Raw genomic sequence first — 15,395 nt, forward strand, 5'->3', positions numbered from 1 at the left:
ACCCCCTAAAACTCTAATCCTTTGACAGCGCCGATACCCTCGTCATAATAATGTTTGGTCGCCTCAATCGATGAAACCAAATCCGCCATTTCCATCAGCCCTGGTTTGGCATCCCTACCGGTAATGACTATATGCATATGGGCGGGACGATTTCGAATGGCATCGATGACTTCAGCCAATGGCAAGACATCTTCAATCGGAAATTTGGAGATCGCTAACGCATTGTTCAACTCATCCAAAACAAGTAAATCAATGCCTGGATCACTAAGGGCCAGTTTCGCCTTTTCCCATGCTAACGCTAATGCTCTGCGATGCTCTTCTGGAGTTTTGGTCCACGTAAAACCAATACCTAGCTGTTCCATTTCAACTCCTAATTTTCTCAAAGCCAATGCTTCCCCATATGTACGCTCAGGAGATTTTATGAACTGAAGGTATTTGACATTCATTCCTCTGCCGATGGCCCTTAAAGTCACCCCTAATGAGGCAGTCGTTTTCCCTTTCCCGTTCCCTGTATAAATAAGCATTAATCCTCTGCGTGCCACTCACTCACCTACCTTCATAGCCAAACTGTTTTTTCTATGTATGAAGTCCTTTTAGTAGCAGGAACCGGTTGATCTCCTTTAGGGTATCCGACAAAAATGGTGCCGATCACTTTTTTATTTTCCGGTGAACCGATAAATTCGTGCAGGCGTTCATCCCTGACAAGACCCACTCCTCTAGTGCGCCAAACGAATCCAAGACCAAGTTCTTTTGCCGCAAGCCACATCGAATGGACGGCACAACAAGAAGCGAATACATTGTCTTCGGATGAATCTGGATCCTCAGGCAAAATATCAGAAGTCACGACAATGATAAGTGGTGTCGTCTTTACAACTTCAAGTGAACTTTCCATCAATTTTGGTTTGGTCGGGAAGCGTTCAAGTAAATACCTTTCTGCCAATCTTTCATAACGGTGCTTCGCTTCTCCTTTGATTACATAAAAACTCCAAGGTTCACGCAATCGGTCGTTAGGAGCATAGGTAGCCGCTTCCAATAACTGCCTGATTTTTTGGTCTTCCACTTCTTTTTCTTCGTAATTCCTTATTGCCCGGCGTTCCTTCAATTCTTGAATGATGGACATTCCGATTCATTCCCTTCAATAATGGACTCTGATTCAATCACTCTTTCAAACCATTGGATTTTTTCTCTTAATTGGACGACATCCCCTACTAGAAAGATTGACGGATTTTGAATTTCTTCTTTTACAGCCTTCAAAGAAATCGAACTCAAAGTACCGGTGATTGTCCTTTGTTTATCTGTCGTGCCCCATTCAATGACGGCCACTGGCGTTTTACCATCCCTGCCATGCTCCATCAACTTTTCACAGATAAACGGCATATTACCTATCCCCATATAAAAGGCGATAGTATCAATGCCTTGAGCCAATGCCTGCCAATTCAGGTTATCCTGCCCCTTGTAATCACGGCCATGGCCTGTCACAATGGCATAACTTGAGGCATGTTCACGGTGTGTTACCGGGATGCCTGCATAAGCCGGTGCTGCGATTCCAGCTGTGATTCCTGGGACGATATCATATTCAATCCCATTAGCAGCCAGTATCTCTGCTTCCTCACCGCCCCGCCCAAAGACAAATGGATCTCCCCCCTTAAGACGGGTGACGTTTTTACCCTGTAAGGCTTTTTCCACTAAAAGTTCATGTATTTCATTTTGAATGAGATGATGTTTCCCTGGTGATTTCCCGCAATACACCAGTTCTGCATCTTCTTTTGCATAGGTTAATAGTTCTGGATTGACAAGCCTGTCATATGCAATGACATCCGCCTTTTGGATACATTCCAGTCCATATACCGTAATCAGTTTCGGATCTCCGGGACCCGCACCGACCAGATGAACTTTTCCCGGTTTCATGCTAGCTCCTCCTCTTAATCTTCAAAAAATACCTTTTCCTTGTTGATAGTTTCATGGGTTGATCTGTTTTTTTGTTTTAAGCAAGCATCGATCCAGTTCTTTGCAAGTGTTGGATTAGAAGCAAAATGAAAGTGAGTATACCCAGCAACAAGGTTACCTAAAACACACCCCTCTTGTTTCGAACCAAATCTGCCTTTGGCTTCATAAGCATGTGTAAGATCATCATCCGCTTCAAATGTCGAGTAGTGGAACTCATGACCTTTTGCCTGTTCAATTTCATTGATCAAAAAATTGCTTGAAGTTCCTGTAATTTCACGATACCCAAGTGCCGCAAGCTTTTTCTGCATTTTAATCCTGCCTGGTATCATTCCTGCCATCTGATGTGTTTCTCCTGAAGTTGTTTCAATCGATTTGCTCAAAAACATGAAACCGCCACATTCCGCTAGAGTCGGCATCCCCATTTCAATGGAGCTTCTTATGGATCTGATAGCACCCACGTTACGGGAAAGTTCATCTGCAAATTCCTCAGGAAAACCGCCTCCAAGGTATAAACCATCTGCATCCGATGGAACTTCTTCTCCTTTTAATGGTGAAAAATATTTGATGTTCGCCCCATTTGCTTCAAGCAACTCAAGGTTTTCCTGATAATAAAAATTGAAGGCTGCATCTTTTGCGACGGCAATGCACACGTCCTTTTCATTTTGGGGTTGAAATATATTTGAGTTTCCACTGGAAACGGCGCTTGTCTTGGACAACCGGTACAACTGATCGATATCGATCGTTTCCATGACTAATTGTGCCAGCTTATCGAAAAACGGGTTTAGTTCCCCGCGTTCAATAGCAGGAATTAAACCCAAATGACGGCTAGGAATATCAATATCCATTTCCCGCTTCATATAACCCAGCACCGGTACATTGCATTCTTGCTCAATGGCTTCTTTGACAATTTTGTAATGGCCTGCACTTCCCACTTGATTGGCAATGACCCCTATGATGTTCGGACCGGTCGAAAAATCCTGAAAGCCTTTTACAATGGCAGCTGCACTCCGTGCCATGCTGGCACAATTGACTACCAATAGGACAGGGCTTTGCGTGATGATGCTGATTTCAGCCGTCGATCCTGTATTGGATAAAGGACTTTTGCCGTCGAAGAAGCCCATGACTCCTTCGATGATCGATATATCAGCTCCGGTACCTGCTTTGTTAAGGATTTCCAGGACAGTGTCATGTTCGAACATCCAACTGTCAAGATTGCGTGAAATCCGTCCTGTAACTGCGGTATGATAAGTAGGATCAATATAGTCAGGACCACATTTGAACCCCTGAACAGTATAGCCTTTCTTCTGGAGGGCTGCCATGATGCCGATGGTCAATGTCGTTTTACCGACACCGCTTCCGGTACCCGCAATTACCAATCTTCTATCGTTCATATTTGTTTCTCCCTCCTTAAAAAGGAATGATCCCAACTGATATGGTTACGTTCCCCGATTTTTTCTTAACTAGCTCCAATTGATCAGCTTTAGTATAAATCCTCACAGCCGGTTCACTCACACCATATGCACCTGTGTATTTAAATACAGTATCGGATGGCGCTTCGATTTTGGCTTGATTAAGCTCTTCCGGTTCATAATGCACGAATTCCCAGCCATATTTTTCAACTACTTCAATCAAGCCGATTTCGTCTTTCTTTATGGAAATTGTACAGAGCGCTTTAACGCTTTTTAAGGAAAACGATAATTCGGCTAGTGTTTCTGCAATCACCTGCTCAATTTCAGCAGCCGCTGTTCCCCTATTGCACCCGATACCGAGAGCAATGACTTTTGGACGATATACGATCCCATTTTCCAGGATCCTCTTTTCTGATTGGCTAAGCATGCGGTGAGTCACGACCAGAGCTGCTTGCGGCTTTGCTTGAAGCGCTTCTTCAATGGATGGGTATACGATTATTCGTTCAGGTAATGCCGTTTCATAATGCCACCAGTTCCGTTCACCTGACTCCTGTACAACGGCAACATGCTCTTCATTTACAACGGACGCACTTACTGGCGTCAATTTTTCTGCGGAATCCCAAATCCAACCGAAGCGCTGGCCGAATAAGTCGACAGGAATCGTTTTTTGTACATCCGAAGCCGTGGTGATTATAGCTTTTGCATCAAGTGCTGCAGCCACTTCCTTAGTCAGTTCATTTGCTCCTCCCAGATGTCCTGACAGTACACTGATGACATTTTCCCCTTTATCATCAATGACAACCACACCTGGATCCGTTTTCTTATCCTTCAAAATTGGTGCAATCATCCTGACTACTGCCCCGAGTGAAATAATTAAAATGATTCCTTTATATTCCTTGAATAAAGCTGGTAATAGCATACGGACACTGCCCGAAAAAAGCTGGATCTGTTTATGCTCTTCGTCCCCTTTTTCAAACTTGCTCATGTAATATAGATCGGAATTCGAAAAAACGGTATGTAATTTTCGTGCCAGCTCGACACCATGCTTTGTAATCGCCACGATTGCATAAGTATGAGACCGTTTAATGGGAGCAAGTTCCGCTTCTTTCAATTCAATGATCATGGCTTAACACCTTTTCTGAAACCGTGGGTAAAACTCGCATCATAAAGTTTGGAACGGTATTCATCTTTATCATGAATGGTAGGGTCTAACGCCCATCCAGCCAAAATCATCGCATGCTTGCGGATACCATTTTGACGCATATCATCATCTAAGTTCACTAACGTGGTTCGGACAATTTTTTGGTCCGGCCATGTTGCCCGTTGAATGACTGCTACCGGAGTATCATCCTTCCAACCGGCTTCCTGGAGTTCTTTAACGATTTTTTTGGTCAAGGTCGCACTCAAGAATAGGGCAATCGTACAGTGATGACTTGCCAAATCACGTAACTTCTCAAATTCCGGAACAGGCGTACGTCCTTCAGCCCTCGTTAATATGAGTGTCTGAGTTAAATCAGGGATGGTCAACTCTGCTCCTATTGCCGCTGCTGAGGCAAATACCGAACTTACGCCAGGTATCACCTCATAACCAATACCCTCTTTCTTCAATAAGACAATTTGTTCCATGATTGCGCCGTACATGGCAGGATCCCCTGTATGGATTCTTGCAACCATCTTTCCTTCTTTAACACGCTCAACCATGATGCCAACAATTTCTTCCAAATGCATTCCAGCTGTTTTTAGCACCTCGGCATCGGGTTTTGCCTTAGCAATCAATTCTTCATTCACTAATGAATCCGTATATAAAATAACATCAGCCGTTTGAAGAATGTTCAATCCTTTTACAGTAATCAAATCCGGGTCACCTGGGCCAGCACCTACAATATATATCTTCATTTTCTCACCACCATCAATGTTAAGTATTCCAGTTCAAGTCCTTCCAATTCACTCACTTTCCAAATCACTTCTTCATCGGAAGTGACTTTGGTTACGACCGAGGCCTTTTCAAGCAAGTCCAAATCTTTTAAAACGGTAATCATTAAATCGATGACCTTTGCCACTTTGATGAACACCACGGCATCATGATCTTCGATCGCCTTCTTCATCGCTTCATAATCATCCCTTGCAGGAACTATAGCAACATGATCATCACCATCAGCCAAAGCGATGCCCAGCCTTGACGCTGATCCATTAAAAGAAGAAATGCCCGGGACTGTCTTGATTTCGACTTCGGGATGCAACTCCTGCATCAATTTCATCATATGTATGAACGTACTATATAAAAGCGGATCGCCTTCCGTAACGAAAGCAACATCTTTTCCTTCATATAATTTTTGCCAAACTTTTTCAACCGTTCCGTTCCATTCCCGATCCAAAATCGATTGATCTTTCGTCATCGGAAAAACAAGGCCCAGCATCTCCTTCTCTTCAGGACGAATGTAAACTTCAACGATGCGATGGGCGTAGCTTTTACTTCCTTTTCTTTTTTTGGGATACGCAATGACCGGAGATTCCTGAATCACGCGAAATGCCTTTACTGTAATAAGCTCTGGATCGCCTGGGCCCACGCCTAGGCCATATAATGTACCAAGATTACTCATTCATGTCTTCCTTTCGTTGTGCCGTAATGATATAAACCGGATTAAGCGGTACAAATCTGTTCATTCCCAATATTGGCTTACTTCTGGAGATTTGCGCATGCATGATGGAAGTGTGAAAACCAGCGTCCGCAAATGCCTCATTAGCCCGGTAAAGATTCTCAATCGTCGCAGCATTTAGAACGATCCTGCCGCCTTCGTTAAGCCGTTTGCAGCATGTACTGATTAGATCTACCATTTCGCCGCCAGTCCCGCCAATGAAAATCGCATCAGGATCCGGAAAAGTTTCTAATCCCTGCGGAGCTTTTCCATGAATAGCCGTTATATCGGTACGGAATTTACGTTGGTTTTGATAACAGTTTTCTAAATCAGGCTCATTTTTTTCAATTGCGAAGATTTGGCCTTCTGAAGCAAGCTTAGCCGCTTCAATTGCCATTGATCCCGTACACGTTCCAACATCCCAAACTATGCTGTTTTTCCTGAGCTTCAACGCATGCAGGCTTAATACCCGAATTTCCTTTTTGGTTATGAGTCCCTTATCCGGCTTACGCTGGGAAAATTCCTCATCTTCTATCCCTAAGGACCAGCTTGGACCATCTGATTTTCTTTTCAAAATGACGACATTCAACGGGGAGAATTCCCGCTCCATCATTTCATCAAGTTCATACCAGCCAGAGTCTTCGGTTTCTCCTTGAAGATTTTCAGCCACAAATGCCCGGTATTCAGTCATTCCGAATGAAAGGAGATATTTAGCCAGTTGATTTGGACTATTTTCGATGTCTGTAAGCAAGGCAACTTTCGCTTTCCCATCAATCCTCTGGGCCAGCCCTTTCATACTGCGGCCATGAATACTAACTAGGAAGGCGTCTTGCCAGCTTTCCCCCATTTTTGCAAAAGCAAGCTGAATTGAACTGAAATATGGGTAAACCTCCATGTTGATTTTGCTGGAAAGATAGCCTCCCATTCCATAAAACAATGGGTCACCGGAAGCTAAGACAACTGTTGGACGAGTTTCATCCTGAAGTTGTTCCACGACCTTTTTCAAACCGCCCTTTATGACAATCTTCTTGCCAGAATAGTTCGGAAAGAAGGATAAGACCCGTTCACCTCCGACCAGCACTTCACTTTCTTCTATCCATTGGGCATATTGGGGCAGTAAGCTTTCCTGACCGTTATCCCCTATCCCGATTAATTTAATCGATTGACTCAATTCCAACAGCCCTTCCCAGTAATTGTCCTTTCAACGAATAAATCGCCGTTTCCATTTCAATGCCGCCCTTCACTTGGTTTATGGCAGAGTGACAGCAAGATTCACATAGTTTATTAAAAAAATCAAAATTATTGATCGCTGACATCATATCCCCGACTTGTGATGCTGTGTTTGCATTCTTGATTTCAAGTACAAGATCATCTTCAGCTCCGACACTTTGAGCTATTTCCGATAGAAAACCGAAGTCGACCGGGGCACTTTTTGAATGAACCATCATCACACCTTGGGCCACTTTGGAGAATTTACCCATCATACCGACCAGTGAGACCTTTTTAATTCCCTGCCTCTTACATTGCTTAAGTGAGAAGCCTACAAAGTCACCCATTTCAATAAAGGCTTCCTCAGGTAAATCCTGGAGAAGGCCCATTGCATACTTTTCACTGCGCCCGCCAGTGGTTAGGACAAGGTGCTCACACCCACTCGCTTTGGCGACACTGATAGCCTGGACGATACTTGCCATATAGGCGGAACTGGAAAAAGGGACGACAGTGCCCCTTGTTCCCAAAATGGAAATGCCTCCCACAATCCCCAAGCGGCCATTTAATGTTTTTTTCGCTATTTCTTCACCTGCGGGCACGGAGATGACGACTTTCACTCCTCTATTGATCTTAAATTCTTCCAATGTTTGTTGCACAGTGGTTAAAATCATTTTGCGCGGTACAGGATTAATGGCAGCTTCTCCTACTGGAACGGGAAGACCGGGTTTGGTCACACGGCCCACACCGGTCCCTCCATCCAGGATAATCCCAGGTGCATCCGACCAGCTGACAGTAGAGATAATATGTGCCAGATGGGTGGCATCGGGATCATCTCCGGCATCTTTAATGGTTTCCGCACTAACTGCATTTTCCGATATATCATATTTCTCAATAGTGAAAGTGGCATCTCGGCCGATGGGCAAGGAAATCGTTGCTTCCTCAAGTGCATCCCCCGTGATCAAAGCGGTCAATGCCGCTTTGGTCACGGCTGTCGAACATGCTCCCGTCGTATACCCATGACGCATTTGTGAGGGGTCTTTTTTCACTTTCTTTTCCATGTTTTTTAACTATCAGCTAAAAGGGAAATCGCGTTCAATGCTGCAACAGTGACAGTACTTCCACCTTTTCGGCCAATATTCGTAATGAATGGCACTTCTGTGATCTTAGCCAGTTCCTCTTTAGATTCCGCTGCAGAAACAAACCCAACAGGCATTCCAATGATTAAGTCCGGTTTTGCAATCCCTTCTTTAATAAGGCGAATGAGCTCAAGTAAAGCGGTAGGTGCATTGCCAATGGCATAAATGCCCCCTTCATTTTCATTAACGGCTTTTTGCATCGAAATGATCGCCCTTGTCGTATTCAAACGTTTTGCTTCGACCATCACATCTGGATCTGAAATATAGCAATGAACGTCCCCGCCGTGTTTTTGAAATCTTTTTTTGCCTGTACCGCTCTCGATCATTTGCACATCAGCAATGACATGTCTACCTTTGCGAATGGCTTCCACACCAGCTTGAATGGCATTTGGATGAATGATGACACTTCTTCCCAATTCAAAATCCGCTGAAGCATGAATGACCCGGCGGACGATCTTCCATTCATCCTCAGAAAAATCATGATTGCCCATTTCTTCAGCAATGATTGAAAAGCTATAATCATATATTTTGTCCGGGTCTACAGTTAGTGGTTTAAAATCCGTTTTAAAATCCATCTTGCATTCCTCCTAATTTTCATTTAGCTGTTTATTCAACTCGGCAATGACATGATCAAAACTGGAATGTACATTTTGATAGTCCACATCCGGTCGCGATATCATAATCGTCTCTATTCCACATTCCAACGCGGCTTCCAATTTCTCGTCAACCGCACCGACCTTGCCACTTTCTTTGGTTATCATCAATGTGACGCCATACTGTTCATATAGAGCTTTATTTAATTCTTTGGAAAATGGACCTTGAATCGCAACGATATTTTTTTGTTCAATGCCCAGCTGCGCACATTTTTCCATATTGTCCATGCGTGGCAGCATTCTCGCTATGACTCTGGTATTCTCGAGCCCAACCAATTCTTTTGCGAACACGGCTAGGGTTTTACTTCCGGTCGTGAGCATAATGACTCCCCGTTTTGAAGCGGCAAGTTTGGCAGCTTCCTCATAATCACGGACAACTATCAATTTATCATTCTGAAACCGTTGGCTTTCACGCTCATAACGAATATAAGGAACATTGGCTGCCTTTGCTCCGTTAAGGGCGTTTTTGGATGCTTCTTCCGCAAATGGATGACTTGCATCAACTACAGCATGAAAACCTTTTTCAGAGATTAAAGATGTCATATCCTCTGCAGTTAATCGGCCAATCCGGGTAGATATCCCTGCATCTTGCAAACTCTTAGCCGCCGACCCAGTTACAACAGTTGCCAAAACCTTGAATCCCACCTGCTGCATCTCAATCGCTAATTCCCTTGCATCACTTGTACCCGCCAAGAACAAAATCATTTTGACGTCCCCACCACTTGCCCATCATGATCGTGGTCATGATCGTGATCGTGATGATGGTCATGATCGTGATCGTGATCATGGTGGTGGTCGTGGTCGTGATGGTGATGATGGTGGGCATGTCCATGTTCCTCGACATGTTTACGATAGTTTTCCAAATCACGTGCCCCACTTGACCTGCCTTCACTAGCTTCAATTACTCGCTCTTGGAGAATGTTCTGTAATGTTGGATGATACCCAAAATACTTCGCCAAAATGAATTCTCGATCATGATAATGCTCTTGATAGCCTATAAGCATATCCTCCATTCTTTCCATCAACACGCCTGTGAAGAGGAAATATGGCAGCATCACTACTTTTTTTGCCCCTAACCGGATGCATCGTTCAATACCTTCATCAACGTGCGGGTCCGTTACACCCATGAAAGCTGTTTCGACCCATTTAACGTTTAATTTTTCCCATAATAATCGTGAAATTTTATATATATCACTATTTGCATCAGCATCACTGCCACCTCGGCCAATTAGCAATATTGCTGTCTCAGCATGTTCAGCGGTTGTATCGAATCCCGCTTCCTCAAGACGGTCTGTCAGGATTGTCAATACATCATGGTGAACCCCGATCGTTTGGCCATATGTGAATTTCACTTCTGGATACTTGGTTTTCCCATCCTCTATTTCAGCTGGGATATGTAATTTCGAATGTCCTGCATGCAACAAAATGATCGGTATGACGATAACTTCAGTAGCTCCTCGTTTTACACAATTATCAATGCCTTTAGATATATTCGGTACCGCAAATTCTAAGAAGCACGTTTCTACTAGGAAGCGCTCGTCCATTGCCGGAATCATATTTTCAATAAAATGAAGGACTTCCTCATTTCCCGAAGCCAAGCGGCTTCCGTGTCCTACGAACAAAACTGCTTTCATTTACTTTCCCCCTCTTGATTAGTCTTCACAAGGCGCAGGCTCAATGTTTATTTTGGGAGCGATGTCCTGATAAGAAAAATTCTGTATCTTTTTCGAACGTTTGAAGTATTTAAAAAGCCGCTCATTTGGATGGGCATTTTGCTTATACTCCCCGACAATGTCCGTAATCAGCTCAACTAGCTGTTCCGGTTCAATGCCTTCCGCAACCGGCTGACCTGGATGGGCTGTTCTTCCAACCGGTTTAGCTCCAAGAAATAAGTCGAACTTCCCTTTTCGGAAGACAATCCCAATATCATCCATCACAGCACTATAACAAGCCATCCCACACCCATTAAATCCGATGTTCAATTCCTTGGGCATTTTCATTCCGCCAAGCACCCGGTGTATTTCATCTGCATAAGGAATGGATTCCGCTTTTTCACCATCACAGAAATCACAGGCTTTTAATGTCAGTACATCTCCAATCGGCGATAATAGAAAGTTTGCTGATTGCAACTTCCCCGTAATGACTTCCGGATCAGTTGTCGGAATCTTTAATACAATTTTATGATTTGGCGTGTATTCCATCGTTCCCTTTTCCCCGACAACCTCCGCAAGTGTCATCATTTGTTTGGGAGTGAATTGTTTATTCGCCACACCTGGACTAACGGCAAGCTCGAATACCGACTCTATTTTTTGCTGAACAATCGGCTTAATGGATTGCTGAATGGTTTGGCCTTTGACTCTCGACAGGGCTTCCATTGCCATTTCAAAGGAAGCTGGCTTCTTTTCTGGTGCTTTTGTAAGTAATCCAACTCCTCCAGCAGACTCGGTAAAGGCTTCTTGATCTAACGCCCACGGTTCCGCTTCTTTTTGCAGACGCTGATGCGGCTTCAATGTTTGCTTTTCCGAATTCAAAGTATATTTCCTCTGATAGCCTCTTGGTGTGATGATTTTGTCATCATATAAAAAGGTGGATGAATTACCAATAATGACGGTGGTCAACATTCCAATATCGTGATTCAACATATCTTTCAAATTGGTTATGACAATATCCTGCCTATCGCGATAAGCACTTTTCACCAACCCAACAGGTGTATCTGGCGAACGGTAGCGGAGGAGAATTTTCTGTGTTTCAACAATTTGCCTGGTCCGCCTGCCGCTGCGCGGATTATAAAGTGCAATGACAAAGTCTGCCATTGCAGCTGCCTCAACCCTTTTAGCGATCAGTTCCCAAGGAGTTAAATGATCACTGAGGCTAATCGTACACGAGTCGTGCATGACTGGTGCCCCAAGTAAAGATGCACAAGAGTTGATTGCAGAAATGCCAGGAATGACTTCAATGCCCACTCCAGTTTCTTCTTTCCAGCCTTTTTCAATCAATACTTCATAAACCAACCCTGCCATCCCGTAAACTCCGGCATCTCCGCTGGAAATTACCGCCACTTTCTTTCCCAGCTCCGCTTGTTTCACTGCTTCCTGTGCACGTGATACTTCTTCAGTCATCCCCGTACTAATAATCGTTTGATCTGTAAGCAGTCCCTGAATGAGCTCAACATAAGTTTTATAACCAATGATGTAGTCACTTTCTTGAAGGGCTTCGACAGCACGTTTGGTAATGTGTTCAAAATTCCCTGGCCCAAAGCCCACGACGAATAATTTACCGTTTGTACTCATTAAGACATCTCCTTTTACGCTTTGTTCTTTGAAATACCCGTATGAGCAGGAAAATCTGGATTTGGTGTCATTTCCCCATCATTGAATTGGTAGATCATTTGTGGAACAAACTCCCCATCATCAATATGGCTGACAATCTGCCGACCGAAATCAGGCGTTTCCACTCGATACCAGTTTCCTTGGGGATAGGCAATCACAACACAGGCATCCTTACATCTTCCGTTACAGCGTGTCCTGGTTGTATGGATTTTCAAATCCAGTCCTTTGGAAGTAATTTCATCGCGAATCGCTTGGGTTACTTCTTCCCCGCCCTTTTTCATGCAGCTGCTCCCATTACAAATCAACAGATGCGTATTTGTACCCGTCAAGTTCCAAGTAGTCATCTTTTTCCTCCTGAATTCAGGGAAAAGGCAAAATAAAAAACCTTAACATTAGAGTCAAGGTTTAAAAAAACTATATGAATGAGGAGCCCCAGGCAAGCATGCCCAATCTCCTAAAATCGTCATAGTCCTTCTACCTTTCCCTCCGAAAAGTATCATGCAATTTTAAAAGCAGGTTTCCTGGCTTACGCTTCATTTTACTTTGTCCCTTCCCGGCATCATGCCAGTGGCTATCGACAATTTCATCAGCGTTTACAGTAGCGGGGGCTGCATCGGATTTTCACCGTTTTCCCTATTATCCCTTGCTTATTCAGACAAGAGCACTTTTAAAAATGAAATATTTGGTTTTATTATACATTCTAACTAACTTTATCTATCATATAACAACTTTATCAAAATTCAATAGTTTATTCCGACTGTTTAGAAAAGTTTAATAGTGTAAAACCAGTTACAATCCTTTCCTCGCAACAAACTTCGTCCCGAAAAAAAAGATAGTGTAGCTGGAATTATTTCTTTATGGTACACTATACGAGAATTTTCAAATAATTACATAAGTTTTATGGTGTTGAATTCCTCGGAATTCAGCTTAAAAGGGAAGCCGGTGAAAATCCGGAGCGGTCCCGCCACTGTAAAGGGAAGTCCTATTACTTTAACTTTAATCCACTGTCAAATGAGATGGGAAGGATGTAACGGGATGATGAACCTAAGCCAGGAGACCTGCCATGAAGTGTGAAACTGTTTCAGCCTACGAGGATGGGTGTGCGGATCAGGCAGAAAGGCCCATTGTTGGTTTATGCTGCAAAATTCCTGTTCATTACGCACTTCTTTCCCTTGAGAGAAGTGCTTTTTATGTTGGGCGCCGCTTTTCTTCTAAAGATTGATCAGAAAAATTAAAAGTGTTGAAAGGAGAAAGAATGAAAAGAACCAATTGGAAAATTCTTTATTTTGTCATTTTACTGCTTTTTGTCCCAAAACGGGCAATGGCCATGCATATCATGGAGGGCTTTTTACCCATTGAATGGGCTATATTCTGGTGGGCCGTGACGCTTCCATTTTTAATCTTGGGTTACCGGTCCATTAGGTCCAAAGTAAGGGAAAACCCAGAAACAAAAATGATACTTGGCCTATCGGGCGCATTTGTATTTATCTTATCTGCCCTTAAGATTCCTTCCGTTACGGGAAGTTCTTCACACCCTACCGGAGTTGGATTGGGTTCCATTTTATTCGGACCATTGGCCATGAGTGTCGTTGGCTCCATCGTTCTGTTATTTCAAGCTGTTTTACTGGCTCACGGAGGATTGACGACATTAGGGGCCAATGCATTTTCCATGGCGGTTTGCGGCCCTTTCATTGCTTACTTTGTCTTCAAGGGCGCTACTAAATTGGGGTGGTCTTTCTCTCTTGCCGTTTTCTTGGCAGCTGCTTTTGGAGATTTAGGAACCTATGTGGTAACTTCCGTTCAACTTGCTCTTGCTTTTCCATCCGAGGTAGGAGGATTCATGGCCTCTTTCAGTAAATTTGCAGGGATTTTTGCCCTGACCCAAATTCCCTTGGCAATTAGTGAGGGGTTATTGACAGTCGTCGTGATGAATTTCTTGAAAAAATACAATCTAGGCGAGTTGAAATTGCTGCGAGTTTTATCTAAGGAGGCCCGTTAACATGAAAAAAAGTTTACTGCTGCTTTTCCTGGTCGTCATTCTTGCTACCATACCATTAATCACCCAACAAGGTACGGAATTTGGCGGTGCCGACGGCGAAGCTGAAGAAGCCATCACTAAAATCCAGCCGGAATACAAGCCATGGTTCAACAATATTTGGGAACCGCCAGGTGCAGAAACCGAAAGCTTATTATTTGCGTTGCAAGCTGCAATCGGAGCTGGTTTCATTGGTTATTTCATAGGTGTAACGAAGCAAAGGAATAAGCTAACCAAACAAGAAATTCCCGAAAAATCGAAGCATGTTACTCATTGATAAATATGCCTATTTCAATGGGCTAAAGGATGTACATCCGTTGGAAAAAATGGTTTTTGCACTCTCCCTTTTGCTATTTTCGTTAACGGTAAGGGATATGACCGTTTCGCTCATCACTTTTACGGTGATGAGCGCTTTAATCATTTTTGCGGCAAAAATCCCGCTTTCCTATTATCTTAAATTACTTCTATTACCAGGATTTTTTATAATATCAGGTACAATTACTATCCTTTTTTCTTTTACAAGCAAATTTACTTCGATTTCGAATATATGGTGGTCCTGGGAGGTCGGGAACTGGCAAATATTCATCAGCGATGATAGCGTAGGTACAGTGATCAATTTGATCACTGTCGTATTAGGCAGCATCAGCTGTTTATATTTCCTTACCTTAACTACACCCATTACCGTCATCCTATCCGTGATGCGAAAACTTAAAGTGCCTTCCTTATTGGTCGATTTAATAGAATTGACCTATCGCTTCATCTTTATTTTTTTAGAAACAGCTTTGGCCATTCACCAATCACAAGCTTCACGGCTGGGGTATGGTTCGTTAAGGAAAGGCATTCGATCTCTCGGATTACTAATCTCATCATTATTTTTAGGAGTATTGCAGCGCTCTGGACATTTGACGATGGCCATGAACGCAAGAGGCTATCAGGAGAACCTTTCCTATATCGAGGATACTTACACCTATTCCTCACGCAATTGCCTGGTCGCGATTGTAATACTAGGAAGCTTAATCTTTATTAATGGATTTTTGTAAA

General features: G+C 43.3%; 17 protein-coding genes and 2 riboswitches. Of the genes, 3 read left to right on the top strand and 14 right to left on the bottom strand.

The window, feature by feature from the left end; all coding sequences use genetic code 11:
• Nucleotides 1-5: 5 nt before the first annotated feature.
• The 14 genes from BS1321_RS00905 to BS1321_RS00970 are packed head-to-tail and all read right to left on the bottom strand — an operon-like array spanning nt 6 to nt 12,663.
• Nucleotides 6-542: a cob(I)yrinic acid a,c-diamide adenosyltransferase gene (locus BS1321_RS00905; protein ID WP_063233520.1), complete on the bottom strand. Its 537-nt coding sequence runs from the start codon at nt 540-542 to the stop codon at nt 6-8.
• A gap of 14 nt (nt 543-556) precedes the next feature.
• Nucleotides 557-1,120, bottom strand: a complete 564-nt coding sequence (locus BS1321_RS00910) for a nitroreductase family protein (protein ID WP_063233519.1) — start codon at nt 1,118-1,120, stop codon at nt 557-559.
• Nucleotides 1,099-1,908 (bottom strand): uroporphyrinogen-III C-methyltransferase, encoded by an 810-nt coding sequence (gene cobA, locus BS1321_RS00915; protein WP_063233518.1) that lies wholly within the window; start codon nt 1,906-1,908, stop codon nt 1,099-1,101. Before cobA ends, BS1321_RS00910 begins: the two co-directional genes overlap by 22 nt.
• A 14-nt stretch (nt 1,909-1,922) precedes the next feature.
• Nucleotides 1,923-3,338, bottom strand: a complete 1,416-nt coding sequence (locus tag BS1321_RS00920; protein ID WP_063233517.1) for a cobyrinic acid a,c-diamide synthase CobB — start codon at nt 3,336-3,338, stop codon at nt 1,923-1,925.
• A gap of 16 nt (nt 3,339-3,354) precedes the next feature.
• A complete protein-coding gene (locus BS1321_RS00925) occupies nt 3,355-4,479 on the bottom strand; it encodes a cobalt-precorrin 5A hydrolase (RefSeq protein ID WP_063233516.1) in 1,125 nt (374 codons plus the stop codon).
• Complete coding sequence (cobM, locus tag BS1321_RS00930) at nt 4,476-5,252, bottom strand: precorrin-4 C(11)-methyltransferase (protein ID WP_063233515.1); 777 nt, start codon at nt 5,250-5,252, stop codon at nt 4,476-4,478. The genes BS1321_RS00925 and cobM overlap by 4 nt, the downstream gene beginning before the upstream one ends.
• A complete protein-coding gene (cobI, locus tag BS1321_RS00935) occupies nt 5,249-5,956 on the bottom strand; it encodes a precorrin-2 C(20)-methyltransferase (RefSeq protein ID WP_063233514.1) in 708 nt (235 codons plus the stop codon). The genes cobM and cobI overlap by 4 nt, the downstream gene beginning before the upstream one ends.
• Entirely contained in the window at nt 5,949-7,163 is a 1,215-nt protein-coding gene (locus BS1321_RS00940) for a bifunctional cobalt-precorrin-7 (C(5))-methyltransferase/cobalt-precorrin-6B (C(15))-methyltransferase (protein WP_063233639.1), read from the bottom strand. Before BS1321_RS00940 ends, cobI begins: the two co-directional genes overlap by 8 nt.
• The gene (locus BS1321_RS00945) at nt 7,147-8,259 is read right to left on the bottom strand and encodes a cobalt-precorrin-5B (C(1))-methyltransferase (protein WP_063233513.1); all 1,113 of its coding nucleotides are present in this window, start codon (nt 8,257-8,259) and stop codon (nt 7,147-7,149) included. Before BS1321_RS00945 ends, BS1321_RS00940 begins: the two co-directional genes overlap by 17 nt.
• 5 nt (nt 8,260-8,264) lie before the next feature.
• Nucleotides 8,265-8,912: a precorrin-8X methylmutase gene (locus BS1321_RS00950; RefSeq protein ID WP_063233512.1), complete on the bottom strand. Its 648-nt coding sequence runs from the start codon at nt 8,910-8,912 to the stop codon at nt 8,265-8,267.
• A 12-nt stretch (nt 8,913-8,924) separates the two neighbouring features.
• Nucleotides 8,925-9,695: a precorrin-6A reductase gene (gene cobK / locus BS1321_RS00955; RefSeq protein WP_063233511.1), complete on the bottom strand. Its 771-nt coding sequence runs from the start codon at nt 9,693-9,695 to the stop codon at nt 8,925-8,927.
• On the bottom strand, nt 9,692-10,624 hold the full coding sequence (locus tag BS1321_RS00960; protein ID WP_063233510.1) for a sirohydrochlorin chelatase: 933 nt from the start codon (nt 10,622-10,624) through the stop codon (nt 9,692-9,694). The genes cobK and BS1321_RS00960 overlap by 4 nt, the downstream gene beginning before the upstream one ends.
• 18 nt (nt 10,625-10,642) lie before the next feature.
• The gene (gene cobJ / locus BS1321_RS00965; protein WP_063233509.1) at nt 10,643-12,280 is read right to left on the bottom strand and encodes a precorrin-3B C(17)-methyltransferase; all 1,638 of its coding nucleotides are present in this window, start codon (nt 12,278-12,280) and stop codon (nt 10,643-10,645) included.
• Nucleotides 12,281-12,294: 14 nt separating this feature from the next.
• Nucleotides 12,295-12,663, bottom strand: coding sequence for a (2Fe-2S) ferredoxin domain-containing protein (locus BS1321_RS00970; protein ID WP_063233508.1), 369 nt, complete (start codon nt 12,661-12,663; stop codon nt 12,295-12,297).
• Nucleotides 12,664-12,813: 150 nt separating this feature from the next.
• Nucleotides 12,814-13,003, bottom strand: a riboswitch (cobalamin riboswitch).
• Between the two features lie 200 nt (nt 13,004-13,203).
• Nucleotides 13,204-13,399: riboswitch (cobalamin riboswitch) on the top strand.
• Nucleotides 13,400-13,574: 175 nt separating this feature from the next.
• Between BS1321_RS00970 and BS1321_RS00975 the strand changes: the two genes are divergently transcribed.
• Genes BS1321_RS00975 through cbiQ form a run of 3 tightly spaced genes read left to right on the top strand, consistent with a single transcriptional unit; the run spans nt 13,575 to nt 15,394 of the window.
• Nucleotides 13,575-14,318 carry an energy-coupling factor ABC transporter permease gene (locus tag BS1321_RS00975; protein ID WP_063233507.1) on the top strand — a complete coding sequence of 248 codons (744 nt, stop codon included), beginning with the start codon at nt 13,575-13,577 and terminating at the stop codon, nt 14,316-14,318.
• 1 nt (nt 14,319) lies between these two features.
• Nucleotides 14,320-14,631 (top strand): energy-coupling factor ABC transporter substrate-binding protein, encoded by a 312-nt coding sequence (locus BS1321_RS00980; RefSeq protein ID WP_063233506.1) that lies wholly within the window; start codon nt 14,320-14,322, stop codon nt 14,629-14,631.
• A gap of 49 nt (nt 14,632-14,680) precedes the next feature.
• A complete protein-coding gene (cbiQ, locus tag BS1321_RS00985) occupies nt 14,681-15,394 on the top strand; it encodes a cobalt ECF transporter T component CbiQ (RefSeq protein WP_232522790.1) in 714 nt (237 codons plus the stop codon).
• The last annotated feature ends 1 nt before the right edge of the window (nt 15,395 follow it).

The sequence above is a fragment of the Peribacillus simplex NBRC 15720 = DSM 1321 genome, assembly GCF_002243645.1.
Lineage (GTDB): Bacteria > Bacillota > Bacilli > Bacillales > DSM-1321 > Peribacillus > Peribacillus simplex.